The organism is Pseudomonas sp. JR33AA (assembly GCF_021378985.1).
Lineage (GTDB): Bacteria > Pseudomonadota > Gammaproteobacteria > Pseudomonadales > Pseudomonadaceae > Aquipseudomonas > Aquipseudomonas alloputida.
On the sequence record NZ_JAJSAW010000016.1, the window covers coordinates 25,577 to 49,251 of the forward strand.

A 23,675-nucleotide genomic window follows, 5' to 3' on the forward strand; every position below is an offset into this window, starting at 1 on the left:
CCGCGAAGAGGGAATGCTGATATCAGGCGTTAGCGTGTCAGTGGCCACAAGCTACTGAGGTCCAGCGCCTCCAGGACCAGTTCGGGTTCTCGCTGAGGCCACCGCCGCAGCAACTCCTCTGCGGCACTGCCGGGCGTCCACGCCTCCGGTATCGCCTGTGCCGACGTTACCGTAACCTTCAACGATTGTGGCCCGACAATGGTCAGTGCTACCCCTTGGCCCTCAAGAGCCTTGCGTTGCTCACGCATCCATTGCGGCAAATTGTTCCAGCCCGCCGTCACCTGCGTCGGTGCAAACAGCTGCAACGCCGAATAGCGGTTGAAAAGCGCCATCACCTGCGGCGACTGTCCTTGTGCCAGCAACGGCAGCGCTTTGCTCAGACAATGCTCTGCGGCCAACTGGTTGGTAGTGATGATCGCTTCGATCAGCTCACTGTCACTGACATTGTCTGGCAGGTAATCGGTACTGCCGGTGTTGAGGATCAGCCCGTCCAGCGAGCACCAGGCATGGCAAATCTGTTGGCACGCATGGGTGACTTGCTGTTCTTCATGCAACTGCCACGGCAAACGCAACAATTGGCTGCCGTAGCGTGCCCCCAAAGCATCCAGTGCATCGCTATCCTTGCCACTCGCGGCAATGCGATGTCCTTCCTCGAGCATCCGCTCCACCAAAGCCAAGCCAAGTCCGTTGCTTGCGCCCGTAACCCAGAAACTGCGTGAGTTAATCAAGACGTTATCCCCTGATTCTGCCGGCGTGGCAGCCCTTTGAACGCTTCCAGGGCCCGCTGGCGACTGCTGCTGAGATCTACGATTGGACTTAGGTAAGAAGTATTACCGAAAAGGTCCGCCGATTTAATGGGCTGATGGATGGCTTTTTCATCGAGCGCTTGAAGTTCTGGTACCCAGTGGCGAATGAACTGCCCCTGAGGATCGAAGCGCTGCGACTGCGAAACCGGGTTGAAGATACGGAAATAGGGCACCGCATCGGTGCCGGTGGACGCACTCCATTGCCAACCCCCATTGTTGGCGGCCAGGTCGCCGTCTATCAGGTGTCGCATGAAGTGTCGCTCGCCCTTGCGCCAGTCAATCAGCAGGTTCTTGCTGAGGAACATGGCCACGATCATGCGCAAGCGGTTGTGCATCCACCCTGTGTGCAGCAACTGGCGCATGGCGGCATCGATGATCGGGAAGCCGGTTCGGCCCTGCTCCCATGCCTCCAGGTCTGCCGGGGCGTCACGCCAGGGCAAGGCTTCGGTCTGAGCGCGGAAGGCGCGGTGGCGCGAGACCTGTGGATAACCGCACAGGATGTGCTTGTAGAACTCGCGCCAGAGTAGCTCGTTTATCCAGGTCTGCACGCCCAGGCTGCCACTGTCGAACTCGCCCCGGTTGCCGGCCAGTGCGCCGTGCAAGCATTGGCGGGGCGAAATCACGCCAGCGGCCAGGTAGGGGGAAAGCTGGCTGGTACCGGGTTTGGCGGGTAAATCACGCAAGTGCTGGTAGTCGTCTATGGTTTCGTCCAGAAAGCGTGACAGACGGGACTGTGCCTGCGCCTCACCTGCTGGCCAGTGGTCGCGCAGTGCGTGCGTGGTTTTTCCGAAACCCTCTACGTGTTGCGGGATCGGGTCGCTGCCGATGTTCAGCGGGGCCTGGCGCTTCACCCGCCGTGCCAGGGCCGGCAGGCTGCGGTGCAGATGCTCAAGGCAGGTTTTCTTGAACTGGCTGAACACCTGGAAGTAATCGCCACTGCGAGTAAGCAGGGTGCCCGGACGAAAGAACAGCTGGTCGAGGTAGCTGTGCGCCTGGATGGCCGACTTTTCCAGCAGTGCCCGGGTGGCATCATCCCGGCGCTGCTCATTGATGCCGTATTCCTCGTTCCAGTGCACGCTTTGCACCTGATGTTGGCGACAGACATCGAGCACCGCCTGGGGCGCCTGGTCCCAGGTATCGATTGTGCGGATCAACAGGGGGATGTTCAGCTTTTCCAGTGATTGGCGCAGGTCATGCAGGTTACGCAGCCAGAAGTCGACTTTGCAGTCGGCCTCGTCATGGGCTTGCCATTGTCCGGGGCTGACCAGCCACAGGGCGATGGTCGGGCCGCGCTCGGTGGTGGCGCTGAGTGCAGTGTTGTCATCGATACGCAGGTCGCTGCGCAGCCAGGTCAGGTGCATGGGGCATTTATCTCTACAGGCTGTCGATCATGGGCTTGAAGCACGCGCAATGCCGCCTGCGGGGTGTCGAACAGGAAAAGGTCGGGCAGCCCGAAAGCCTTCAAGCGGGCTTCATGCAGCGCCAGCGTGGCACCGCCCAGCAGCTTGGGGATCGGCAAGCCTTGCAGGGTGCGCAGCAACGCTTTGTCGTCGGTGCGTGGCCCCAGGTGCAGGAGTAAGGCGCGTGGTTTGAGCGCGTTGACGGCGCTTAGCAATTGCGGGCCTGCAACGGGCTGCTCGAGCACCTCGACCGGGAAGCCATTGCTGGTCAGCAGCCAGGCGCACAACCATAAGTCTGGGCTGAAGGTGCGTTCGCTGTCTTCGGCCAGCAACACGGCAGGCCCTTGCAGCAGCTGGTTGTCGTGGTACACGCGGGCACCGAGCTTGCTGCGCAGCCAGCTGTGGAAAAACACCTGCTCCAGCCGAGCGTTGAAGTAGGTGCGCCAGCGCTGGTCGAGCATGTCGAGCAGCGGCAGCAGCAGTTGTTCGCACAGGGTGACTGCCGGGTACAGCGCCATGGCCTGGTTAAGTTGTTGGTCGAGGGCGCGTCTTGAAAGGCCAGCGATCGCTTCGATCAGCTGGAATTGCCTGGCTTGCCAGTCCCCCTTCGGTGGGGTACTGGCGGGTTTGTCGAGCAACTCGCGGACTTGGCCGACCGACGCGCCACGCTGCAGCCAGGCCAGAACCGCTTCGACGCGTTCGACCTGCTCCAGTGGGTACAGGCGATGCCCCTTGGCGGTGCGCTGTGGCTTGAGCAACCCATACCGGCGCTCCCAGGCGCGCAGGGTAACCGGGTTGACGCCCGTGCGACGGGCGAGTTCGCCGATGGGCAGCAAGTCCTCAGACCGCATTGCGCAAGCCCAGGCTCTCGGGGTGCGGCTGCAGGTAGGCTTGTTGCTGCAGGTAGGGGTCTGGGTGCTTGCGCAAATGGTGTTTGAGCAGGGTCAGTGGCACTACCAGGGGTACCACGCCTTGTTGGTATTGGCCGATGACTGCCTGCAACTCGGCCTTGTCCTGCTGCGTCAGGGCGTCCTTGAAGTAACCGCTCAGATGCTGCAGCACATTACTGTGGGTGCCGCGGCTGGCGCAGCGGCGTAGGGCCTGCATCAGCTGGCTGAAATAGCGCGGGCCGATGCTCTGTGGTTCATCAGCCTTGCTCATGCTGCCAAGCAGGCGGCCGAGGGTGCGATAGGCCTGGGGGTTATTGGCCATCAGCAAATACTTGTAGCGCGAATGAAAGCGCACCAGAGCGCCACGGTTCAGGCCCTCGGCCAGCAGGCGCTGCCAGTCGGCGTAGGCGTAAACGCGGCTAATGAAGTTCTCGCGCAGCACGGGGTCATGCAGGCGGCCTTCTTCTTCGACTGGCAGGTCTGGGCGCAACGCGCAAAAAGCCTGGGCATAGACGCCGCGGCCGGCATGCACGGCCGGGTGGCCATTGTCCTGATAAACCTTTACCCGTTCCAGGCCGCAAGAAGGTGACTTCTGCATGAAGATGTAGCCGCAGATATCGTCAAGTTCTTTGGCCATCTGCTCGCCATAGGTGCGCAGCGGGTCGGTGAGGTCCTTGCCGGGGTCGCGGGTGCCGACCACTTCGGGTTGCTCGGGATTGCCGACCAGGCGAATCGGGTCGCGCGGAATACCCAGGCCGATCGCCACTTCAGGACACACGGGTAGCCAATCGAAGTGATGTTCCAGCTGTTTACGGCACAGGTCGGAGGCCTTGTGGCCGCCGTTGTAGCGCACGCTGTGCCCGGTCAGGCAGGCGCTGATGGCGATACGCGGCTTGCGGTGAGCGGAAGGGTCGTGCATGGCTGCCTCCGAAATTAAACCTGTACGTGACTCAAAACTTGTACAGGTTTATTTCAGCACAGCGCTGAAGTTATGCAAACTAGTATTTTTGTATAGTTCGGCCTCACTCCAGGTGTTCGAGCAAGCGCCGCGCTGCTTCCTGGCCACTGAGCCAGGCGCCCTCGACGCGGCCGGACAGGCACCAGTCCCCGCAGGCGTACAAGCCCTGGTCAGCATCGGCCAGTGCGCCCCACTCGTGGTTGCTACTGGGGCGGGCATAGAGCCAGCGGTGGGCCAACGCGAAGGTGGGCGGCGGTACCACGCAGCCGACCAGTTCGGCGAATTCGCCCCACAGCTGTTCGATCACTTCTTCCTTGGGCAGGTCGATGTGTTGCCGGCTCCAGTCTGACGTCGCGTGCAGTACCCAGGTGTCCAGGTGCTCGTCGCGGCCGGGCTTGCTGCGATTGCGGGCCAGCCAGTCCAGCGGGTTGTCCTGCACGAAGCAGCCTTGCATTGGCGTATCCAGCGGTGTCTGGAAGGCGAGGGCGACGGCCCAGGTAGGTTCCATTTGCACGCCAGCGGCCACGGCAGCCAGCTTCGGTGTGGCCGCCAGAAGTGGCGTAGCCTGCGGTGCCGGCACGGCGATGACCACACGGCTGTAGGGTCCATGGCTGCAACCCTCGGTGTCCTGCAGGTGCCAGTACTGCTTGCCGCGAAACACTTCCGCGATGCGGCAGCCGAAGTTGACGGTGACGTCCTTGAGCAAGCCGCGGGTAATGGCGCTCATGCGTGGCACGCCCACCCAGCGCGTCTGCTCGTCGGGGGACGGGGTAAGTTCGCCATCACGATAGTTGTACAGTTGAGGCTTCCACTGCTCGGCCCAGCCGGCGGCCACCCATTGTTGTACTTGATCGACAAAGCGTCGGTCACGGGCAGTGAAGTACTGTGCGCCCAGGTCGAGCGCGCCGGCCTCGCTGCGCTTGCTGGCCATGCGCCCGCCACTGCCGTGGCCTTTGTCGAACAAATGCACGGATTGCCCGGCCTTTTGCAATGCCTGGGCGGCTGACAAACCGGCGATGCCGGCCCCGATGATGGCGATAGGTACTGTCATGATGGCCTCTTCAAACCTTGCTGTGAGCAGACTACGCTGTCAGGCAAACCTGTACAATGCAAAAATTCTGTATAAGGTTATTCCGTGGTGGCGGGCAGGTTGGCCTATGTTTATCCGAGAGCGTCGGGTCAAAAAAGTGCCTTGCTGTTAAAAATAGACCACCGATGCATTCTGCGAGGACACAGCCATGCATATATTGCTGACAGGTGGCACCGGTTTGATTGGCAAGCATCTGTGCCAGTACTGGCTGGGCCAAGGGCATCGGCTTACGGTTTGGAGCAGGCGTCCTGAACAGGTAGCGAAAATCTGTGGTAACGGGGTGCGTGGTATCGCGCGCCTGGAGCAGCTGGATGCGGACGATCATCTGGATGCGGTGGTCAACCTTGCCGGTGCGCCGATTGCCGACAGGCCCTGGACGGCGGCCCGGCGCAACGTGCTGTGGGCCAGTCGTGTCACCCTTACCGAGCAATTGCTGGGTTGGTTGGGCACCCGTGAGCAGCGCCCGCGCGTGTTGATCTCCGGCTCTGCGGTAGGTTGGTACGGAGACGGTGGCGAACGCGAACTGACCGAGGCTTTACCCCCGGTGCGTGAAGATTTCGCCAGCCAGTTGTGTATTGCCTGGGAAGAGACCGCCCAACGTTCGCAAGCACAGGGGATACGTGTGGTACTGGTACGTACCGGCCTGGTGCTGGCCAGCGATGGCGGCTTTTTGTCGCGCCTGCGCCTGCCCTTCAAGCTGGGGCTTGGCGGGCCTTTGGGCGACGGGCGGCAATGGATGCCCTGGGTTCATATAGACGACCAGGTCGCCCTGATTGATTTTCTATTGCAGCACAAGGATGCCAGCGGTCCTTATAATGCGTGTGCGCCGGAGCCGGTGCGCAACCGTGAGTTTGCCCGGCGACTGGGCCGCGCCCTGCATCGGCCGGCGCTGCTGCCAGTGCCGGCATTGCTGCTCAAGGTGGGCCTCGGCGAGATGTCGACCTTGCTGCTGGGCGGCCAGCGGGCGCGCCCGGTCCGCTTGCTGGAAGCAGGCTTCACCTTCCGTTTCAACGATCTGCAATCGGCGCTGGACAACCTGTCCAGTGGCCTCTGACATAGGACGCTGCATGACCGATCACGCCCTGCTGCTGGTCAACCTGGGTTCCCCGGCCTCCACCTCGGTGGCCGATGTGCGCCGTTACCTCAACCAGTTCCTCATGGACCCGTACGTGGTCGACCTGCCGTGGCCGGTGCGGCGCTTGCTGGTGTCGCTGGTCCTGATCAAGCGCCCTGAGCAGTCGGCACATGCCTACGCTTCGATCTGGTGGGAGGAGGGCTCGCCTCTGGTTGTGCTGACCCGTCGCCTGCAGGCAGCGATGGTCGAGCACTGGCCCCATGGCCCGGTGGAAATTGCCATGCGCTACGGCCAGCCAGCCTTGCCTGGTGTGTTGGAGCGGCTGGCCGCCCAAGGTGTGCGCAAGGTGACGTTGGCGCCGCTTTATCCACAGTTCGCCGACAGCACGGTGACCACTGTGATCGAGCTGGCAAAACAGACCGTCAGCGAGCGCCAGTTGCCCTTGCAGATGCGCGTGTTGCAGCCGTTCTACGAGCATCCGGCGTACATCGAGGCACTGACTGCCAGTGCCCGGCCGTACCTGGAGCAGGGTTACGACCACCTCCTGCTGAGCTTCCATGGCTTGCCGGAACGGCACCTGAAAAAGCTGTTTCCGAAGGGGGGCAAGCACGACCTGCGTGCTGCCGATTGCTGCCACGGTGCAACCGACGAAGTACGTTCGGTTTGCTATCGCGGGCAATGCCTGGCGACGGCCAAAGCCTTTGCGCAGAGCATGGGCATACCTGATGGCAAATGGTCGGTATCGTTCCAGTCGCGGCTGGGCCGTGACAAGTGGATCGAACCCTACACCGAGACGCGGTTGGATCAGCTGGCCAAGGCCGGTGTGAAGAAGCTGCTGGTGATGTGCCCGGCGTTTGTGGCGGATTGCATCGAGACGCTGGAAGAGATAGGCATGCGTGGCAGCGAGCAGTTTGTCGAGGCGGGTGGCCGGGAACTGGTGCTGGTGCCGTGCCTGAATGATCACCCGAAGTGGGTCAGGGTGTTGGCTGATCTGTGTGAAAAGGCTTGAATCGAAGGGGCCGCCTTGCGGCCCCTTCCGACCGTTTATACATCCAGCTTCTTGTGCTTCCAGCCATCATTGCCCGGCAGAATCAGGTTCAGCGCAATAGCCACGATGGCGCACAGGGCGATGCCCTTCAGGCCCCAGTCATCCGGGCCGTCACCGCTGCCGATCAGCACGCCGCCGATACCGAACACCAGTGTCACCGAGACGATCACCAGGTTGCGTGCTTCGCCCAGGTCAATCTTGTGGCGGATCATGGTGTTCATGCCCACCGCTGCAATCGAGCCGAACAGCAGGCACAGGATGCCACCCATCACCGGCACGGGGATGCTCTGCAACAACGCGCCGAACTTGCCGATAAACGCCAGGGTAATGGCGAAGACCGCCGCCCAGGTCATGATCTTCGGGTTGTAGTTCTTGGTCAGCATCACCGCGCCGGTCACTTCGGCGTAGGTGGTGTTGGGCGGGCCGCCGAACAGGCCGGCTGCAGTAGTCGCCAGGCCGTCGCCCAGCAGAGTCCGGTGCAGGCCAGGCTTCTTCAGGTAGTCACGGCCGGTCACGCTGCCCACTGCGATCACCCCGCCGATATGCTCGATCGCCGGTGCCAGCGCAACCGGGACGATGAACAGAATGGCCTGCCAGTTGAACGCAGGGGCGGTGAAATTGGGCATTTCCAGCCACGGTGCGGCAGCGATCCTGGCGGTGTCGACCACGCCAAAGGTGAACGACAGGGCAAAGCCCACCAGCACGCCGGAGATGATGGGCACCAGGCGGAAAATGCCCTTGCCGAATACGGCAACGATCAAGGTCGTCAGCAGTGCTGGCATCGAGATCAGCATGGCGGTCTTGTACGGCATCAATGCTGTACCGTCCCCACCTTTGCCCATCGCCATGTTGGCGGCGATCGGTGCCATGGCCAGGCCGATGGAGATGATCACCGGGCCGATCACCACCGGCGGTAGCATGCGGTCGATGAAGCCGGTGCCTTTGATTTTTACCATCAGCCCCATGAAGGTGTACACGAAGCCGGCAGCCATTACGCCACCCATGGTCTCGGCAAGGCCGAACTGGCCTTTGGCGAGGATGATCGGCGTGATGAAGGCAAAGCTCGAGGCCAGGAACACCGGTACCTGACGACCGGTGACCAGCTGGAATAGCAGCGTGCCGATGCCGGCGGTGAACAGCGCGACGTTCGGGTCGAGGCCGGTGATCAGGGGCATCAGCACCAGCGCGCCGAATGCTACGAAGAGCATCTGCGCGCCCGAAACGACCTGGCGCCAGAGCGGGTCGTTGAAGCCGTCCTGCATGGTCAGGCATCCTTTTGCTTGGTGCCGAAGATCTTGTCACCGGCATCACCCAGGCCTGGCACGATGTAGCCGTGCTCGTTCAGGCGCTGGTCGATCGAGGCGGTGTAGATCTTCACGTCCGGGTGGGCTTTTTCTACCACCTCGATGCCTTCTGGCGCGGCGACCAGGACCATGGCGCGAATCTCTTTGCAGCCGGCCTTTTTCAGCAGGTCGATGGTGGCAACCATCGAGCCGCCGGTGGCCAGCATCGGATCGATGATCAGGGCCAGGCGCTGGTTGATGTCCGGCGCGAGCTTTTCCAGGTAGGTGTGGGCTTCGAGGGTTTCTTCGTTTCGGGCAACGCCGACGGCGCTGACCTTGGCACCCGGGATCAGGCTGAGCACGCCGTCGAGCATGCCGATGCCGGCGCGCAGGATCGGTACTACGGTGATCTTCTTGCCGGCGATTTTTTCAACCGAGACCTTGCCACACCAGCCGTCGATCTCGTAGGTTTCGAGGGGCAGGTCCTGGGTGGCTTCATACGTCAGGAGCGCGCCGACTTCCTGGGCGAGTTCGCGAAAATTTTTGGTGCTGATATCAGCACGGCGCATCAGGCCGAGCTTGTGGCGGATCAGCGGATGGCGGATCTCACGAGTGGGCATAGGGGGGGCTCCGAAAGGCGGGCAAAAAAACCGCGCTAGATTAATCTATTCAGCCTGTGCTGTCGTCTGGTCATTCTGGACGTTAGTCCATAAATGCTTGATCTGTGACGAGCGGATGCGTACCTTTGCCCGCTTTTCCAAAATGCCCCCCGGAGAGCGCCATGTCCGCCGATCTCGAGCATATCCGTCAAGTCATGCGTGAAGCTGACTGCCTGTACACCGAAGCCGAAGTCGAAGCGGCCATCGCCAACGTCGGCGAGCAGATCTGCAAGGACCTGCACGACAAGAACCCGGTTGTGTTCTGCGTGATGAACGGCGGCCTGATCTTCTCCGGCAAACTGCTGACTCACCTGCAGTTCCCGCTGGAAGCCTCGTACCTGCACGCTACCCGCTACCGCAACCAGACCAGTGGCGGCGAGCTTTTCTGGAAGGCCAAGCCGGAAGTGTCGTTCATCGACCGTGACGTGTTGATCGTCGACGATATCCTCGATGAAGGCCACACCCTTAGCGCCATCATCGAGTTTTGCAAGCATGCCGGCGCCCGTTCGGTGTACACCGCTGTGCTGATCGACAAGCACCACGACCGCAAGGCAAGCCCTGACCTCAAGGCCAACTATGTGGGCCTGCCTTGTGTCGATCGCTATATCTTCGGTTACGGCATGGACTACAAAGGCTACTGGCGCAATGCTAACGGCATCTTCGCCGTAAAGGGGTTGTGACCGTGCGCCAGCCTGCATTCATCGACCAATCGCTGTTCGCCGGGCTGGCCGAAAAGGCTGCTGCCAACCCGCGTGGGCGGCAGCATCACACCTTCCACGAAATGGAAGAGCCGTGCCATCGCATGGCGGTCGGGCTGCAACCGAGTACTTACATTCCGCCGCATCGCCATTTGAGCGCCGACAAGGCTGAAACCTTGATAGCGCTCAAAGGGTGCTTTGGGCTGCTGATCTTCGATGAACAGGGTGCGGTGGCAGACAAGCGGGTGCTGCAGGCCGGTGGCGATTGCCTGGGTGTGGATCTGGCGCCGGGTACTTACCATGGCCTGGTGGTGCTGGAGCCGGACAGTATCCTGTTCGAGTGCAAGGCTGGGCCTTACCGACCCGTGGGGGAGGGCGAGCACGCCCACTGGGCGCCGCGCGAAGGTGAAACCGGTGTGGCCGATTACCAGGCCTGGATGCGCGCGCAGTTCGATTGATATCAGCTGTACCCGGCGTGCTAGAGTGATCCTTCATACAAGGAGCCTCACATGCGTGCGATTCTTCCCCTCCTGCTGGCGGTCAGCCTGCCGCTCGCTGCCGCACCGCTGCACAGTCAGTTCCTGCCACCTGATGACCAGTCTTTGCGCCAGGAAGCGCCGACCAGCCAGCAATTGCTGCAAGTGACTGACTATTCGGTGGTCGTAGGGGCCCAGCGCCAGTCCGATCAGCAGCCGATTCCGATCACATCGTCGTTGCAGGTGCGCCTGAAGGGCAAGCCGCTGAGCAAGGGCGCGACCATTGCCCAGGTGCTGCTGACGTTTGAGGGTGAAGCGGCCAAAAGCCTGAAAAAGCCTGTGTATGACGCTAAAACTCGCACCTTGAGCCTGAATTACCCGGTCAGCAACTACCGGGTGGTCATGGACCTGCTGCGTAACGAAACCCTCTACGTGCAGTTTCTGACTTACGGCAACGGCCATATCTGGGCCGACCTGCATACCGGGACGGTACGTACGCGTTGAGGCGCGAAGCCTGCGGGGGGTAAACTGCCGGCCTTCGAAATTCCGTGATGGTCCAGTTGGAGTCGGCAATGCGTAAAGACAAGAAACAGGTAATCGGTGACGAAATCAGCGACGACTACATCAAGTCGTTCCTTCAGTTCGAGCCGGCCGATGGTGTGACTTCGCCTTCGCTGCACAAGCTGGTCAAGGCCTACCGTGGCCTGCGCGTGGACGACTTCGAGCGCTTTGTAGGCTTTTTCGTCGAAGCTGGCCTGGACCTGGATGGCAAGGACGAGCACGGCAAGACTTTCGTCGAGCAGATTGCCGACCAGCGCAATGCCGCTGAGTACATCGAGATCATCGATAAAGCCCGCGGCTGATTGGTAACCTGTTCCGGCCCTTTCGCGGGTAAACCCGCTCCTACAATTGATATACGCTCCTTGTAGGAGCGGCTTTAGCCGCGAAAGGACCGGCACAGGCTGACAAACACCCAGGCACAAAAAAACGCCCAGATGGGCGTTTTTTCGTTAGCGGGCGATTCAGGCGTAATGCTTGGCCGCCGGGCTGCTTTCTGCCAGGTCCAGGGCCGCGTCGTTATCGGCACTGATCTTGTGGTACAGCGCAGCATCGGTTGCCAGGGTCTTCTCGCGAGCCGGGAAGATTTCCTTGAGCTTGGCAGCCCAGGCACCCTTGGCCTGCTCGGGGAAGCAGCGCTCGATCAGTTCCAGCATGATCGACACGGTCACCGAGGCACCCGGGGATGCGCCGAGCAGTGCCGCCAGGCTGCCGTCCTGGGCCGAGACCAGCTCGGTACCGAACTGCAGCACGCCGCCTTTTTTCGGGTCTTTCTTGATGATCTGCACGCGCTGACCGGCCACTTCCAGGCGCCAGTCTTCGGCCTTGGCCTGCGGATAGAAACGACGCAGGGCTTCCAGACGCTGCTCCATCGACTGCATCACTTCGCTGACCAGGTACTTGGTCAGGTCCATGTTGTCGCGAGCCACGGCCAGCATCGGGCCGATGTTGCCCATGCGCACCGACAGCGGCAGGTCCATCAGCGAGCCGTGCTTGAGGAACTTGGTAGTGAAGCCGGCATACGGGCCGAACAGCAGCGAAGTCTTGCCGTCCACGACGCGGGTGTCCAGGTGCGGTACCGACATTGGCGGCGCGCCGACAGCGGCCTGGCTGTAGACCTTGGCCTGGTGCTGCTTGACGATTTCCGGGTTGTCGCAACGCAGCCACTGGCCGCTGACGGGGAAGCCGCCGAAACCTTTGCTTTCCGGGATGCCGGACAACTGCAGCAGCGGCAGTGCCGCGCCGCCAGCGCCGAGGAAGACGAAGCGAGCGTCGACTTCACGGCTGCCGCCGCTGTTGACGTCCTTGATGCTTACGGTCCAGCCGCTGCCGTTACGGCGCAGGCCGACAACCTTCTTGCTGTACTTGACCTGCGCGTCCGGCGAGTCGCCCAGCAACTTGAGCAGCTTGTTGGTCAGTGCGCCGAAGTTCACGTCGGTGCCTTTGACCACGCGGGTAGCGGCGATGCGCTGGTCGGCCGGGCGGCCAGGCATCATCAGCGGCATCCAGTCGTTCATCACGGCCTTGTCTTCGGTGTATTCCATCTCGGCGAAGGCGTGGTGCTGCTTGAGCAGCTCGAAGCGCTTCTTGAGGAAGGAAACACCCTTGTCACCCTCGACATAACTCAGGTGCGGGACAGGGTTGATGAAGGCACGCGCCGAGCCGAAGTTGCCCTTCTTGCTCAGGTAGGCCCAGAACTGGCGCGAAACCTCGAACTGGGTGTTGATGTGCACGGCCTTCTTGATGTCGATGCTGCCATCGGCGGCCTGCGGCGTGTAGTTCAACTCGCACAGGCCGGCGTGGCCGGTGCCTGCGTTGTTCCAGGGGTTGGAGCTTTCCGCGGCCCCGGAGTCCATCGCCTCGACGACCTCAAGCTTCAGGGTCGGGTCAAGCTCCTTGAGCAGTACGGCCAGGGTGGCACTCATGATGCCTGCGCCTACCAGTACCACATCAACCGATTCGTTCTGCGCCATTTAACGCGTCTCCACAATCTACAGCTACCTAATTGACAGCATAGGACCTGGGGTTGCCAAGGTCGCCATGTCCGACTTTTCGCAGTTCTTGCAACTTCCGCGGACACCGCCAATCAGTCTTCGGGTTCGTGTATTGAACGCCGTTTGCCACAGGTGCGGCAATGCGACTTATGGTCAAGGTGTCGTGCGTGCGTTTTGGAACGGTTCAGACACTCATACGGGATGAGCGCATCTGCCGCCTGTTCAGGGCTGTTCGGGACACATCTGCCGCTTTTGCACATGCCAGACTGTTCATTTGCTCGCCACACTCTTGTGAAGTTGTGAAAACCGTTTTTTCACGCTCTTTTGGAGACGTGAACCTCAAAAGGGGACTGCGCGATGGCAACCCGCAGGTTCATGCAGTGTGAAGGGCCGGAAAAAGCAGGCACGACAGCCGTTGCAAGACCTGAGTGGAAGGCTCTCTGTGGGCGAAGCGGTGAAGTTGCCGGGGTCAATCGGCGAATGCGGGGCCCGATCAGGAGACGTCCTTATAATCGGGGGGAGATTATAGCGATGTCGCGGGCAGAAATGTCGCCATTCGTGGTTTTTATTGCAGCGTTTGTCAGGCAGCGAGGAGGCGTTGGTGCCAACGGCGCTTTGCACGGGCGCAAACCCGGGCTTCGGCGGGCAGTTCGCGCCCCAGCCAGGCCAGCTGAAATTCGCTGATCTGCACCCAGTCAATGCCCCTTGGTGCCTGACTGCATTGCTTGAAGGCCAGGCATTTGCCATCAGCGTCAAGGCGGGCATAAGCGTTGTGACGCGGCCGTTGGAAGAGCTGAGTCCAGAGCGAGGTCATGGTGGCGAGTCCTTTGCGTTAGGGCCTGGCGCAAGGATAAGGGTGTGGCGATGAAACGATTGTGACAAGCGGGCCGGGCCGATGACTGGTCTGTGCCTGGCTAGGTATACTGTGGGCCTTTGCCGCATTTTCTGGAGAAACGCGCATGTTGCAACGTCTGTTGTTCGGTTTGATCGCCGTGGCCAGCCTTAGCCTTGTCGGTTGTGCCCACAGCCCGCAACAACTCAACCCGCAACCCACGCTCAAGGCCCAGCTGGCCCCGGTCGGCCATGGCCAGCCGGTGGTGGTGCGGGTAGTTGATGGCCGGCCTTCGCAGTCCCTGGGTACCCGCGGTGGCATGTACCCCGAGACCAGCACCATCAGCGTCAGCGGTAATGACGTGGTGCCCAAGCTGCAGGCTCAGGCCGAAGCCGCTGTGCGCCTGCTCGGCTTCACCCCGACCCCGAACGCCGGCAATGCACCGCAGCTGACCGTGACCCTGGCCGAGCTGAAGTACCAGTCGCCGAAAGACAACCTTTACGTGACCGAAGCCACCATCGGAGCCACCTTCCGCGCGGATGTAACCAATGGCGGCCGCCGTTACAGCGGCCGTTATGGCGCTTCGCTGGACCAGCGTTTCGGCATGGCGCCGAATCAGGACACCAACACCCAGCTGGTGGGTGATGTGCTGAGCGATGCCCTGACCCGCCTGTTCAAAGACCCGAGCATTGGGCAGGTGCTGGGTCAGTAAGCTTCAGGTTGTGCAAGGAAACCCGCTGCCTGGGTGACAGGCAGCGGGTTTTTTGTTGTCTGGCCGGCACAGGTTTACGCCGCTTCTATGTGGAAATCCAGCAGGCTGAACCCTGTGCCTGCATCCACTTCCGGCAAGTCCTCATGCACATGTCCGCCAAGCGCACAGTAGACCAGCCACTGGCGGTCTTGCACATTGATGGCAAAACCATCGATCAGCGCCTGTTGTTCATCGCTCTGCGCAACGAAGTAGAGGCGGTCCTGGTTTTCGGCGTGCAACATGAACTAGCTCCGGGTCATCGAAAGGTCGACAGGGTCGCCTGTATTGATGACGAGCGGATGACAGATGAAATTTAACGACAGTTTGTCGCCAAGGCCGGGCGCCACGGTGCGACTTGGGTAGAATGCTGGCCTTTGCTGCTCACACCGAGGTTGCGTGATGTCCTTGCAAGTGCTCTGGGGGTTCCTGGCCGCCCATCCCACCAAGCTGATCAACCTGCTGGCGCTGCTGCTGACCTGCCCGGGCGGTTTGCTGCTGCACAGTGCGCGGCGGCGCGAGGCCGAAACCCGCGAGTACATGGCAGTAGACGAGGGGGTAGTGGACGCATTCGACCTGCGTGTGCCGAAGTACTTCTACATTCTGGGCTTTTCGTGCCTGGCGATGGCGTTGCTGTTGTCCTGGTTCAGTACCTGGGTCTGAGCACCATTGGGGCTGCAACGCAGCCCCGGGATTGATCAGGCGACCGGCGTCTGCTGGCGGACCTGGTACTGGTTACGCACCGGCGTCGCATACTGCAGCACCAGGTAAGGCCGCTGCTCTTCCGGGCAGGCATCCAGCCGGCGCTGCCATTCTTCCTTGGCCTTGGCCAGCTCGTCCGCCGGGAACACCTTTTCGGCACTCGGCACCTGCAGCGCCTCATCCTTGCCGTCCCACATCGCATACGCCAGGTAATGCACCGGGAACAGTCGGTAGCCCCCCAGAATCTGCCGGTCGATCTCTGCAGCCAGCTGTTTCGTGTCTTCGTGGTACTCGGTTACCGGCGGCGCGAAGTTGATGTGGACTCGGCCCTTGTAGCCGGTAATGCCTTTGGCAATGCTGTTGTCATCTTCGCCCGGCGCCTTCTTGTAGGTGCCGGTTGTGGCGCGGATGTAAAGCTCACGGGCCTTGGCCTGGTCGCACGGGTCGTATTCGTAGCTGATCGACACCGGGGTCAGGTTCAGGCTCTGGATAACCGCACCGAACGGCTCGTCCTTGCGGCTCATGTGGAACATCTTGAGAATCGCCGAGTCGGTACGGTCGTCACCGTCCTTGGCCCGGCCTTCGGCCTGGGCGATCCAGATCGAGGTGGCATCGTTGCGGATCGAGTGGTTGATGTAGGCCGATAGCAGTTGGTAAGCAGCCAGTTTTTCGCGCCGCCCGCTGATTGAACGGTGCACGATGAAGCTCTTGTTCAGGCGCATCATGTCGCTGACAAAGGGCTTTTGCAGCAGGTTGTCGCCGATGGCGATGCGCGGCGTGGGCAGGCCGGCGTGGTACACCGCATAGTTGACGAAGGCCGGGTCCATGACGATGTCACGGTGGTTGGCCAGGAACAGGTAGGCGGTGCCGGCCTTTAGCTGTTCCACACCCGAATAGGTGACGCCGTCGGTGGCACGATCGATGGTCTGGTCGACGTAGTATTCGACTTTGTCCTGCAGGGTCGAGACACAGGTAACGCCGGCGAATTCCTTGCGCAGGCGGCGTGCGATCAAGGGCTTGAGCAACCAGCCGAGAGCACCGGCCGCACGCGGAAAGCGGAAGTGGGTGAGGATATCGAGGAATGCCGGGTCGCTGAGCAGGCGTGCCAGAACGGCAGGGACCTCAGCGTCGTCGTACGGTCGGATGGCATCGAATTCGCCCATCATGCTCTCTTGTTGGAAACGGCTAGGGTAATAAGGTAGGGACGGGCTCCGAAAAACGGCTCGGACGCACACAGGCCCTGTAAATAGACCGGCAATTATACGCATAAGTCACTGCGGAGGCCGCGATGCTCGAAACCGACTTCTATGATTGCCCTTATTGTGGCGAACGTGTGGAAACTACCGTCGATCTGTCTGCGGGCGACCAGGTTTATACCGAGGATTGTCAGGTGTGCTGCCAGCCTGTGGTGTGCATTCTGCAGGTGCATGGTGACGAATGGATGCTTGAAGTCCGACGCGAGGACGACGCCTGATGCAGCGCATCTACGAACCGGAAAGCCTGCTCGAGGCGCAAATGCTGGCAGGCATGCTTGCCAGCGAGGGGATCGATGTCCACGTGGTCGGCCGTGACCTGCTCGGTGCCGCTGGCGAGCTGCCCTTGCAGGGCCTGCTGGGGCTTATCGTGGCTGATGAGCAGGCCGAATACGCACGGCAGCTGATCGATGCGTACAATGATGCCCAGCCACTGGTTGGCGACGAACCGGAGAATGTCCCCGGTACCTTGATCTGCTAGGTTCTGAATTCGCCCATGTGTGGACGTTATGCCCTGTTTCGCTGGCCCCAGGCGCTTGCCAGTCTGCCGGGTTTTCCCGTCGGCCAGCCGGCCCAATGGAATATATCGCCTGGGGCGTCGGTGCTGATCCAGCGCCAGCTTGACGGCCAGCAGCAACTGGCAAAGGCGCGCTGGGGGTTGACCCCGGCCTGGCTCACCGACCTGTCCCGTACCCCCGCCCATGCCCGGGCCGAAACGCTGGCCGAGCAGCCGATGTTTCGCGATGCATTTCGCCAGCGTCGCTGCCTGATGCCGGCCAACGGTTTTTACGAATGGCGTGGCAGCGTGCGCAAGCGCCCGTTCTGGTTGACCCCGGGGGAGGGTGCGTCGCTGTATTTTGCGGCGGTTTGGGAGGCCTACCCGGTGCAGGACCAGGTATGGCTGAGTTGCGCGGTGGTGACTCAGGCGGCCATGAACCAGCGTCGGCCGCTAATCCTGGACGACGCCGGGCAGGCGGCCTGGCTCGACCCGGACACGCCGGTTACCCGCTTGCATGAGCTGCTGGCCAGCCCACCAGCGACCTTGCGTGAGCGGGCCTTGGCAAATTTCGTCAATGACCCGAAGCTGGATGCGCCGGAATGCCTGACCCCGGCTTGATGGTGTGCCTGTGCCGGCCCTTTCGCGGGCAAGCCCGCTCCTACCCACGGTTATGTCACCCCTGTAGGAGCGGGCTTGCCCGCGAAGAGGCCGGTACAGGCGACGAAAATCTTCCCTGCGGCTATGGCAGCCACTGTCGACTCGGCCTAGGATACGCCGCATGTGGATAGGGAGTGTTTTCATGCGTAAGTCTTTTGTCGTCAGCCTGCTGAGTGCTGGCATCCTGCTGGCCGGCTGCCAGGCGGTGAATACCACCAGCGGCGGTGCCGTTGGCGTCGAGCGCCAGCAGTACATGTTCAGCATGCTCTCGACCGATGAGGTCAACCAGATGTACGCCCAGTCGTATCAGCAGACCCTGGGTGAAGCATCGAGCAAGGGTGTGCTCGACAAGTCCAGCGCCGATGCCAGGCGTGTGCAGGCCATTGCCAACCGCCTGATCGCCCAGACGCCAAAATTCCGCCCGGATGCCGCGCAGTGGGACTGGCAAGTCAACGTGATCAAGAGTGACGAACTGAACGCCAACTGCGGCCCGGGTGGCAAAATCATCGTCTACACCGGGCTGATCGATCAGCTCAAGCTCACCGATGCAGAAATTGCCGCCGTGGTGGGGCACGAGATTGCCCACGCCTTGCGCGAGCATAGCCGCGAGGCCATGTCCAAGGCATACGGTGTAGAAATGGCTCGCCAGGGTGCCGGTGCCATCTTCGGCCTCGGCCAGAGCAGCATGGCCATGGCCGACACCGTGGTGAACTACGCCATGACCTTGCCCAACAGCCGGGCCAACGAGAACGAGGCCGACCTGATTGGCCTGGAGCTGTCGGCCCGTGCCGGCTATGACCCGAATGCCGCGATCACCTTGTGGAACAAGATGAGCAAGGCTTCCGAAGGTGCACCGCCTGAGTTCATGAGTACTCACCCGGCGTCCGCGAGCCGCATTGCTTCGCTGCAGGCAGCGATTCCGAAGGTGATGCCGCTGTATCAGGCTGCAGCCAAGCAATAATGGCCTGAATCCTGGGGCTGCATGGCAGCCCCGATTTTCCCGTTAGCCAATCCAGCCACTGGCCTTCATTGCCGAATAGACGGCCACGATCGCCAGCACGAAGAACGCCGTGGCCGCCAGACGGCGAATCAGCGTCAACGGCAGTTTGTCAGCCGCGAAGTTACCCGCCAGTACCACCGGCACGTTGGCAATCAGCATACCCAGGGTAGTGCCAATAATGACCATGATCAGGTGCGGATACTGCGCAGCCAGCATCACGGTGGCAACCTGGGTCTTGTCACCGATTTCGGCCAGGAAGAACGCAATCAGTGTCGTCAGGAACGGCCCGAAACGGCGAGCCGGGTTCTCGTCGTCATCCATCTTGTCCGGTACCAGGGTCCACAGTGCGGTGGCGGTAAAGCTCGCGGCCAGGATCCAGTGCAGTGCCGAATCGCTGAAGAAGCTGCCGACCCACGCCCCCACGGCACCGGCTGCAGCATGGTTGGCCAGGGTGGCGGCGATGATGCCGGCGATGATCGGCCAGGGTTTGCGGAAGCGGGCAGCGAGAATGAGTGCGAGCAGTTGCGTCTTGTCGCCGATCTCGGCCAGGGCAACGATAGCGGTGGGGACCAACAGAGATTCCAGCATCAGGATTCCTACGGGGGCGGGTCGACACGGCTATGACACGTACAGCCTCCCCGCCCCGGGTAAGGTGTGCGTGTCATAGGTCTTGTCAAACCCTGGATCCGTCTATGCGGATCTCTCCATGCAGGCTTGCATGGTGGGTCGCACGCGCCATGGTCTGTGGACCAAGTATGTTGACGCGTACCGGGCGAGCTGGGTGCTCGCGGGAGACTACTCCCCTAGGACGGTGCGGATTCTGCCTAGGCAAAACGCTTTCGGCAAGCGCTGTTTTTATCCGTGAGTGGCCTGGTAGATGCGGAAACCGTCGGCCTCGTCACGTACCTGGCAGTTGCCCAATGCCCCTTCGATCAGTGGCTGGTAGCGCAGGAAACTGTTGGCCACCAAGCGCATTTCGCCACCTTTTCGCAGATGAACGGCAGACTTTTTCAGCAGGTTTTCCGACGCTTGATAGTTGGTGTGTACGCCGGTGTGGAACGGCGGGTTGCTCAGGATAAGGCTCAGTTCAGTAGGGGCGGCGTCGATGCCATCGCCACTGATCACTTCGCCTTCCAGGCCGTTGGCAGCCAGCGTCAGGCGGCTGGCTGCCACGGCGAAGGCATCCACGTCCAGCAAGGTCACACGGCTTTGTGGGTAACGGCGTTTGAGCGTGGCCCCCAGTACCCCGGCACCGCAGCCAAAGTCCAGCATGTGACCACCGGGCAGGCCGTCAAGGTGCTTCAGTAGCAGGGCGGTGCCTCGGTCGAGTCGGCCATGGCTGAATACCCCAGGCAGGCTGACCACCTGCAACGGGCCGTCTTCCAGGGCCAGCTCGAAGCGCTCGGCCAGGCTTTCCAGCGGTTTTGCCTGCGGCGCCTGGTCGATGGTCACCTGCCACAGCTGGCAGTGCCGGGCGCTGTCGAGTTTGCGTGGCTTGCCAAAGGCCTGCAACTGCTTGGCCGCGCCCTCGATGCCACCGCGCTTCTCGCCGACCAGGTACAGCTCGCGGCCAGCCAGGCGCGACGCCAGGGCGTTGAGCAGATAGGCGGCCAGCTCGCGGGATTTGGGCAGGAACAGCACGGCGCTGTCGAATGCTGCTTCAGGGGCCGCGACGCCGAAATGGCTGCGGCCTGCGAAGCGGCTTTCGAGCATGGCCTGATCGCCGGCATGCCAAGTCCAGGCCTGGGCCTGAGGCAATTGGCCGAGCAGGTCGTCGGCGGGGGCGCCGGCGATCAGCAGCGGCCCCTGAAACAGCTCTGCCTGGCGGAGCAACACTTCACTGCGCGGGTCCATGGACGACGTCTCCTGGAAAAAAGTGGCGCAGTGTAGCAGAGGCAGGCGCCTGGCTCAGCTGACCACGCGGCGTGGCTGCCCGGCGAAGAAGGCCTGGGCGTTCTCGCTGAGCTGGCCGACGATGCGCTGGCGCGATTCTACGGCACCCCAGGCGCTGTGCGGGGTGATGATCAGGCGCGGGATACCGGGCTCCAGCAGCGGGTTACCGTTGACCGGCGGCTCCACGCTCAGCACGTCGGTGGCCGCGCCGCCCAAGTGACCACCGCGCAGGGCATTGGCCAACGCCTGTTCGTCGATCAGGCCGCCACGGGCGGTGTTGACAACCAGCGCGTTGGGCTTGAGCAGAGCCAATTCGCGGGCGCCGATCATATGCCGGGTGTGTTCGTTCAGCGGGCAGTGCAGGGTCAGGGCGTCCACTTGCGGCAGCAACTTGTCCAGCGGCAGCCGGTCTGCGCGCTCCGGGCGGCCAGGGATCTGCCCGCTCAGTACGCGCATACCGAAGGCTTCGGCCAGCCTCGCCACTGCGCCGCCCAATTCGCCGTGGCCGAGCAGGCCGAGGGTTTTGCCCTCCAGTTCGACGATGGGAAAGTCCAGCAGGCAAAACTGGCTGGCCTTGGCCCACTGGCCGTCCGCCACCGCCTGGTTGTAGTCGCACAGCCGGGTGGCCAGGGCCAGCAGCAGGGCCAGGGTATGCTGGGCGACAGACGGCGTGCCGTAGCCCTGGCAGTTGCACACGGTGATGCCCAGGGCGCGGGCGGCGGCCAGGTCGACATTATTGGTGCCGGTGGCGGCCACCAGGATCAGCTTCAGTTGCGGGTTGGCGGCCAGGGTAGCGGCGTCGAGCATGACCTTGTTGCTGACCACCGCCACGGCGCCCTGCAGGCGTTCCGCAACCTGTTCCGGGCGGGTGGCGGCGAACAGTTCGAACTGGTCGAATTGCTGCTTCAGGGGCGAAAGGTCGAGGTCGCCAAGGTCCAGGGATTGGTGATCGAGAAACACGGCGCGACGCGGGCTGGGCATGAAGATCTCCGGTGGCAGGGAGGGATAGGGGTGTTGTGGCCATTCGCGGGCGCGCCCGCGCCCACAGGGTCACCACAACCCTTGCAGGAGCAGGCTTGCCCACGAAAGGGCCCTCAGCTTCAATGCGAACCTGAAGCCGCCGCCGCAGTGTCTAGCTCAACCTTGCTGCCCGTCAACGCCCGCCACTCATACCTCTGCCGCGCAAATCATTCCTTCGGCTGATTTAGCCGTCACATTGGCGAACTACAGTAATCCGCAGACTTGTCCGGCCCGCTTTTCAGAAAAGGGATACCCATGTTGCAGACACGCATCATCAAGCCCGCCGAGGGCGCCTACGCCTATCCATTGCTGATCAAGCGCCTGCTGATGTCCGGTAGCCGCTATGAAAAGACCCGCGAAATTGTCTACCGCGACCAGATGCGGCTGACCTATCCACAGCTTAACGAGCGCATTGCCCGCTTGGCCAATGTGCTGACCGAGGCCGGGGTCAAGGCCGGTGACACCGTGGCGGTGATGGACTGGGACAGCCATCGCTACCTGGAGTGCATGTTCGCCATCCCGATGATCGGCGCCGTGGTGCACACCATCAACGTGCGCCTGTCGCCTGAGCAGATCCTCTACACCATGAACCACGCCGAAGACCGCGTGGTGCTGGTCAACAGCGACTTCGTGGGCCTGTACCAGGCCATCGCCGGGCAGCTGACCACAGTCGACAAGACCTTGCTGCTGACCGATGGCCCGGACAAGACTGCCGAACTGCCCGACCTGGTCGGTGAGTATGAGCAGCTGCTGGCAGCCGCCAGCCCGCGCTACGACTTCCCGGACTTCGACGAGAACTCGGTGGCCACTACCTTCTACACCACTGGCACCACCGGTAACCCCAAGGGCGTGTATTTCAGCCACCGCCAGCTGGTGCTGCACACGCTGGCCGAAGCCTCGGTCACCGGCAGTATCGACAGCGTGCGCCTGCTGGGCAGCAACGACGTGTACATGCCCATCACCCCGATGTTCCACGTGCATGCCTGGGGCATCCCCTACGCTGCTACCATGCTCGGCATGAAGCAGGTATACCCGGGGCGCTACGAGCCGGACATGCTGGTCAAGCTTTGGCGCGAAGAGAAGGTCACCTTCTCGCACTGTGTACCGACCATCCTGCAGATGCTGCTCAACTGCCCGAACGCCCAGGGGCAGGACTTCGGCGGCTGGAAGATCATCATCGGCGGCAGCTCGCTCAACCGTTCGCTGTACCAGGCCGCCCTCGCGCGCGGCATTCAGCTGACCGCTGCGTATGGCATGTCGGAAACCTGCCCGCTGATCTCCGCGGCACACCTGAACGATGAACTGCAGGCCGGCAGCGAGGATGAGCGCGTCACCTACCGTATCAAGGCCGGTGTGCCGGTGCCGTTGGTCGAAGCGGCCATCGTCGACGGCGAAGGCAACTTCCTGCCCGCCGATGGTGAAACCCAGGGTGAGCTGGTGCTGCGTGCGCCGTGGCTGACCATGGGCTATTTCAAGGAGCCGCAGAAGAGCGAGGAGCTGTGGCAGGGCGGCTGGCTGCACACCGGTGACGTCGCCACCCTCGACGGCATGGGCTACATCGACATCCGCGACCGCATCAAGGATGTGATCAAGACCGGCGGCGAGTGGGTGTCCTCGCTCGACCTGGAAGACCTGATCAGCCGTCACCCGGCCGTGCGCGAAGTGGCGGTCGTGGGGGTGGCGGACCCGCAGTGGGGTGAGCGCCCGTTTGCCCTGCTGGTGGTACGTGACGGCCACGATATCGACGCCAAGGCGCTGAAGGAACACCTCAAGCCGTTCGTCGAGCAAGGTCATATCAATAAGTGGGCCATTCCAAGCCAGATCGCCGTTGTTACTGAAATTCCCAAGACCAGTGTCGGCAAGCTCGACAAGAAACGCATCCGCCAGGACATCGTCCAGTGGCAGGCCAGCAACAGCGCGTTCCTTTCCACGTTGTAACCGTTGTGCGGGTCGCGCGCGTCAGAGCGTGACCCGCATGCTAGAGAGCCCGCCGCCTTGCCAAACGACAGAAATGCGCCATCCTTGAGCACTGCCAGCCCGCAACCGGAACAAAACTGCAGCGAGTGGGTGGCATGGAGCGCAAATCACACTTTAGAGGGATCAAGCGCCTGTGCCTGCTGGCTATAGTCGGGGCCA

General features: G+C 62.1%; 27 protein-coding genes and 1 riboswitch. Of the genes, 13 read left to right on the plus strand and 14 right to left on the minus strand.

Annotation, left to right across the window (positions count from 1 at the left end):
- Positions 1 to 29: 29 nt before the first annotated feature.
- The 5 genes from LVS58_RS20740 to LVS58_RS20760 all read right to left on the minus strand — a co-directional run bounded on the left by LVS58_RS20740 (position 30) and on the right by LVS58_RS20760 (position 5,105).
- A complete protein-coding gene (locus LVS58_RS20740) occupies positions 30 to 728 on the minus strand; it encodes an SDR family oxidoreductase (RefSeq protein WP_233692613.1) in 699 nt (232 codons plus the stop codon).
- Positions 725 to 2,167, minus strand: a complete 1,443-nt coding sequence (gene phrB / locus LVS58_RS20745; protein ID WP_233692614.1) for a deoxyribodipyrimidine photo-lyase — start codon at positions 2,165 to 2,167, stop codon at positions 725 to 727. Before phrB ends, LVS58_RS20740 begins: the two co-directional genes overlap by 4 nt.
- Entirely contained in the window at positions 2,158 to 3,057 is a 900-nt protein-coding gene (locus LVS58_RS20750) for a MerR family transcriptional regulator (RefSeq protein WP_233692615.1), read from the minus strand. The genes phrB and LVS58_RS20750 overlap by 10 nt, the downstream gene beginning before the upstream one ends.
- Positions 3,047 to 4,015, minus strand: coding sequence for a YbgA family protein (locus LVS58_RS20755; protein ID WP_233692616.1), 969 nt, complete (start codon positions 4,013 to 4,015; stop codon positions 3,047 to 3,049). The genes LVS58_RS20750 and LVS58_RS20755 overlap by 11 nt, the downstream gene beginning before the upstream one ends.
- A gap of 103 nt (positions 4,016 to 4,118) precedes the next feature.
- Positions 4,119 to 5,105, minus strand: a complete 987-nt coding sequence (locus LVS58_RS20760) for an NAD(P)/FAD-dependent oxidoreductase (RefSeq protein WP_233692617.1) — start codon at positions 5,103 to 5,105, stop codon at positions 4,119 to 4,121.
- A gap of 187 nt (positions 5,106 to 5,292) precedes the next feature.
- Between LVS58_RS20760 and LVS58_RS20765 the strand changes: the two genes are divergently transcribed.
- A complete protein-coding gene (locus tag LVS58_RS20765; protein WP_233692618.1) occupies positions 5,293 to 6,198 on the plus strand; it encodes a TIGR01777 family oxidoreductase in 906 nt (301 codons plus the stop codon).
- Positions 6,199 to 6,211: 13 nt separating this feature from the next.
- Entirely contained in the window at positions 6,212 to 7,228 is a 1,017-nt protein-coding gene (locus tag LVS58_RS20770) for a ferrochelatase (RefSeq protein WP_233692619.1), read from the plus strand.
- Between the two features lie 35 nt (positions 7,229 to 7,263).
- Here the strand turns inward: LVS58_RS20770 and LVS58_RS20775 are convergent, their stop codons facing one another.
- Both LVS58_RS20775 and upp read right to left on the minus strand, forming a co-directional pair.
- Positions 7,264 to 8,529 (minus strand): uracil-xanthine permease family protein, encoded by a 1,266-nt coding sequence (locus LVS58_RS20775; RefSeq protein ID WP_233692620.1) that lies wholly within the window; start codon positions 8,527 to 8,529, stop codon positions 7,264 to 7,266.
- A gap of 2 nt (positions 8,530 to 8,531) precedes the next feature.
- Positions 8,532 to 9,170, minus strand: coding sequence for a uracil phosphoribosyltransferase (gene upp, locus LVS58_RS20780; RefSeq protein WP_003247366.1), 639 nt, complete (start codon positions 9,168 to 9,170; stop codon positions 8,532 to 8,534).
- A gap of 161 nt (positions 9,171 to 9,331) precedes the next feature.
- On the opposite strand from upp, the gene LVS58_RS20785 reads away from it, so the two are divergent.
- The 4 genes from LVS58_RS20785 to LVS58_RS20800 all read left to right on the plus strand — a co-directional run bounded on the left by LVS58_RS20785 (position 9,332) and on the right by LVS58_RS20800 (position 11,246).
- Entirely contained in the window at positions 9,332 to 9,889 is a 558-nt protein-coding gene (locus tag LVS58_RS20785; RefSeq protein WP_233692621.1) for a hypoxanthine-guanine phosphoribosyltransferase, read from the plus strand.
- A 2-nt stretch (positions 9,890 to 9,891) separates the two neighbouring features.
- A complete protein-coding gene (locus LVS58_RS20790; protein WP_233692622.1) occupies positions 9,892 to 10,365 on the plus strand; it encodes a WbuC family cupin fold metalloprotein in 474 nt (157 codons plus the stop codon).
- Between the two features lie 51 nt (positions 10,366 to 10,416).
- On the plus strand, positions 10,417 to 10,887 hold the full coding sequence (locus tag LVS58_RS20795) for a hypothetical protein (RefSeq protein ID WP_233692623.1): 471 nt from the start codon (positions 10,417 to 10,419) through the stop codon (positions 10,885 to 10,887).
- A 68-nt stretch (positions 10,888 to 10,955) separates the two neighbouring features.
- Entirely contained in the window at positions 10,956 to 11,246 is a 291-nt protein-coding gene (locus LVS58_RS20800; RefSeq protein ID WP_233692624.1) for a PA4642 family protein, read from the plus strand.
- A 159-nt stretch (positions 11,247 to 11,405) separates the two neighbouring features.
- Here LVS58_RS20800 and mqo read toward each other — a convergent pair whose 3' ends face one another.
- Both mqo and LVS58_RS20810 read right to left on the minus strand, forming a co-directional pair.
- On the minus strand, positions 11,406 to 12,914 hold the full coding sequence (mqo, locus tag LVS58_RS20805) for a malate dehydrogenase (quinone) (protein ID WP_233692625.1): 1,509 nt from the start codon (positions 12,912 to 12,914) through the stop codon (positions 11,406 to 11,408).
- Between the two features lie 601 nt (positions 12,915 to 13,515).
- Entirely contained in the window at positions 13,516 to 13,749 is a 234-nt protein-coding gene (locus LVS58_RS20810; RefSeq protein WP_233692626.1) for a hypothetical protein, read from the minus strand.
- Between the two features lie 145 nt (positions 13,750 to 13,894).
- Between LVS58_RS20810 and LVS58_RS20815 the strand changes: the two genes are divergently transcribed.
- Entirely contained in the window at positions 13,895 to 14,479 is a 585-nt protein-coding gene (locus LVS58_RS20815) for a YajG family lipoprotein (RefSeq protein ID WP_010951995.1), read from the plus strand.
- Positions 14,480 to 14,553: 74 nt separating this feature from the next.
- Here the strand turns inward: LVS58_RS20815 and LVS58_RS20820 are convergent, their stop codons facing one another.
- On the minus strand, positions 14,554 to 14,760 hold the full coding sequence (locus tag LVS58_RS20820; protein ID WP_233692627.1) for a hypothetical protein: 207 nt from the start codon (positions 14,758 to 14,760) through the stop codon (positions 14,554 to 14,556).
- A 157-nt stretch (positions 14,761 to 14,917) separates the two neighbouring features.
- Between LVS58_RS20820 and LVS58_RS20825 the strand changes: the two genes are divergently transcribed.
- Positions 14,918 to 15,178, plus strand: a complete 261-nt coding sequence (locus LVS58_RS20825; protein ID WP_060494159.1) for a hypothetical protein — start codon at positions 14,918 to 14,920, stop codon at positions 15,176 to 15,178.
- A gap of 35 nt (positions 15,179 to 15,213) precedes the next feature.
- On the opposite strand, the gene LVS58_RS20830 is transcribed toward LVS58_RS20825, so the two are convergent.
- On the minus strand, positions 15,214 to 16,383 hold the full coding sequence (locus LVS58_RS20830) for a 1-acyl-sn-glycerol-3-phosphate acyltransferase (RefSeq protein ID WP_233692628.1): 1,170 nt from the start codon (positions 16,381 to 16,383) through the stop codon (positions 15,214 to 15,216).
- Positions 16,384 to 16,505: 122 nt separating this feature from the next.
- On the opposite strand from LVS58_RS20830, the gene LVS58_RS20835 reads away from it, so the two are divergent.
- The 4 genes from LVS58_RS20835 (at position 16,506) to LVS58_RS20850 (ending at position 18,587) form a co-directional block, all read left to right on the plus strand.
- Positions 16,506 to 16,691 (plus strand): CPXCG motif-containing cysteine-rich protein, encoded by a 186-nt coding sequence (locus tag LVS58_RS20835; RefSeq protein ID WP_003247349.1) that lies wholly within the window; start codon positions 16,506 to 16,508, stop codon positions 16,689 to 16,691.
- On the plus strand, positions 16,691 to 16,951 hold the full coding sequence (locus tag LVS58_RS20840; RefSeq protein ID WP_233692629.1) for a putative signal transducing protein: 261 nt from the start codon (positions 16,691 to 16,693) through the stop codon (positions 16,949 to 16,951). Before LVS58_RS20835 ends, LVS58_RS20840 begins: the two co-directional genes overlap by 1 nt.
- 15 nt (positions 16,952 to 16,966) lie before the next feature.
- A complete protein-coding gene (locus tag LVS58_RS20845) occupies positions 16,967 to 17,587 on the plus strand; it encodes an SOS response-associated peptidase (protein WP_233692630.1) in 621 nt (206 codons plus the stop codon).
- 181 nt (positions 17,588 to 17,768) lie between these two features.
- Positions 17,769 to 18,587: a M48 family metallopeptidase gene (locus tag LVS58_RS20850; RefSeq protein WP_233692631.1), complete on the plus strand. Its 819-nt coding sequence runs from the start codon at positions 17,769 to 17,771 to the stop codon at positions 18,585 to 18,587.
- Between the two features lie 42 nt (positions 18,588 to 18,629).
- Here the strand turns inward: LVS58_RS20850 and LVS58_RS20855 are convergent, their stop codons facing one another.
- The 3 genes from LVS58_RS20855 to LVS58_RS20865 all read right to left on the minus strand — a co-directional run bounded on the left by LVS58_RS20855 (position 18,630) and on the right by LVS58_RS20865 (position 21,500).
- Positions 18,630 to 19,214, minus strand: coding sequence for a TMEM165/GDT1 family protein (locus LVS58_RS20855; protein ID WP_003247342.1), 585 nt, complete (start codon positions 19,212 to 19,214; stop codon positions 18,630 to 18,632).
- An 87-nt stretch (positions 19,215 to 19,301) separates the two neighbouring features.
- Positions 19,302 to 19,442, minus strand: a riboswitch (yybP-ykoY riboswitch).
- A 39-nt stretch (positions 19,443 to 19,481) separates the two neighbouring features.
- Positions 19,482 to 20,480 (minus strand): class I SAM-dependent methyltransferase, encoded by a 999-nt coding sequence (locus LVS58_RS20860; protein ID WP_233692632.1) that lies wholly within the window; start codon positions 20,478 to 20,480, stop codon positions 19,482 to 19,484.
- Positions 20,481 to 20,534: 54 nt separating this feature from the next.
- Positions 20,535 to 21,500: a 2-hydroxyacid dehydrogenase gene (locus LVS58_RS20865; protein ID WP_233692633.1), complete on the minus strand. Its 966-nt coding sequence runs from the start codon at positions 21,498 to 21,500 to the stop codon at positions 20,535 to 20,537.
- Between the two features lie 294 nt (positions 21,501 to 21,794).
- Here LVS58_RS20865 and LVS58_RS20870 point away from each other — a divergent pair, with 294 nt between their 5' ends.
- Positions 21,795 to 23,477 (plus strand): fatty acid--CoA ligase, encoded by a 1,683-nt coding sequence (locus tag LVS58_RS20870; RefSeq protein ID WP_233692634.1) that lies wholly within the window; start codon positions 21,795 to 21,797, stop codon positions 23,475 to 23,477.
- The last annotated feature ends 198 nt before the right edge of the window (positions 23,478 to 23,675 follow it).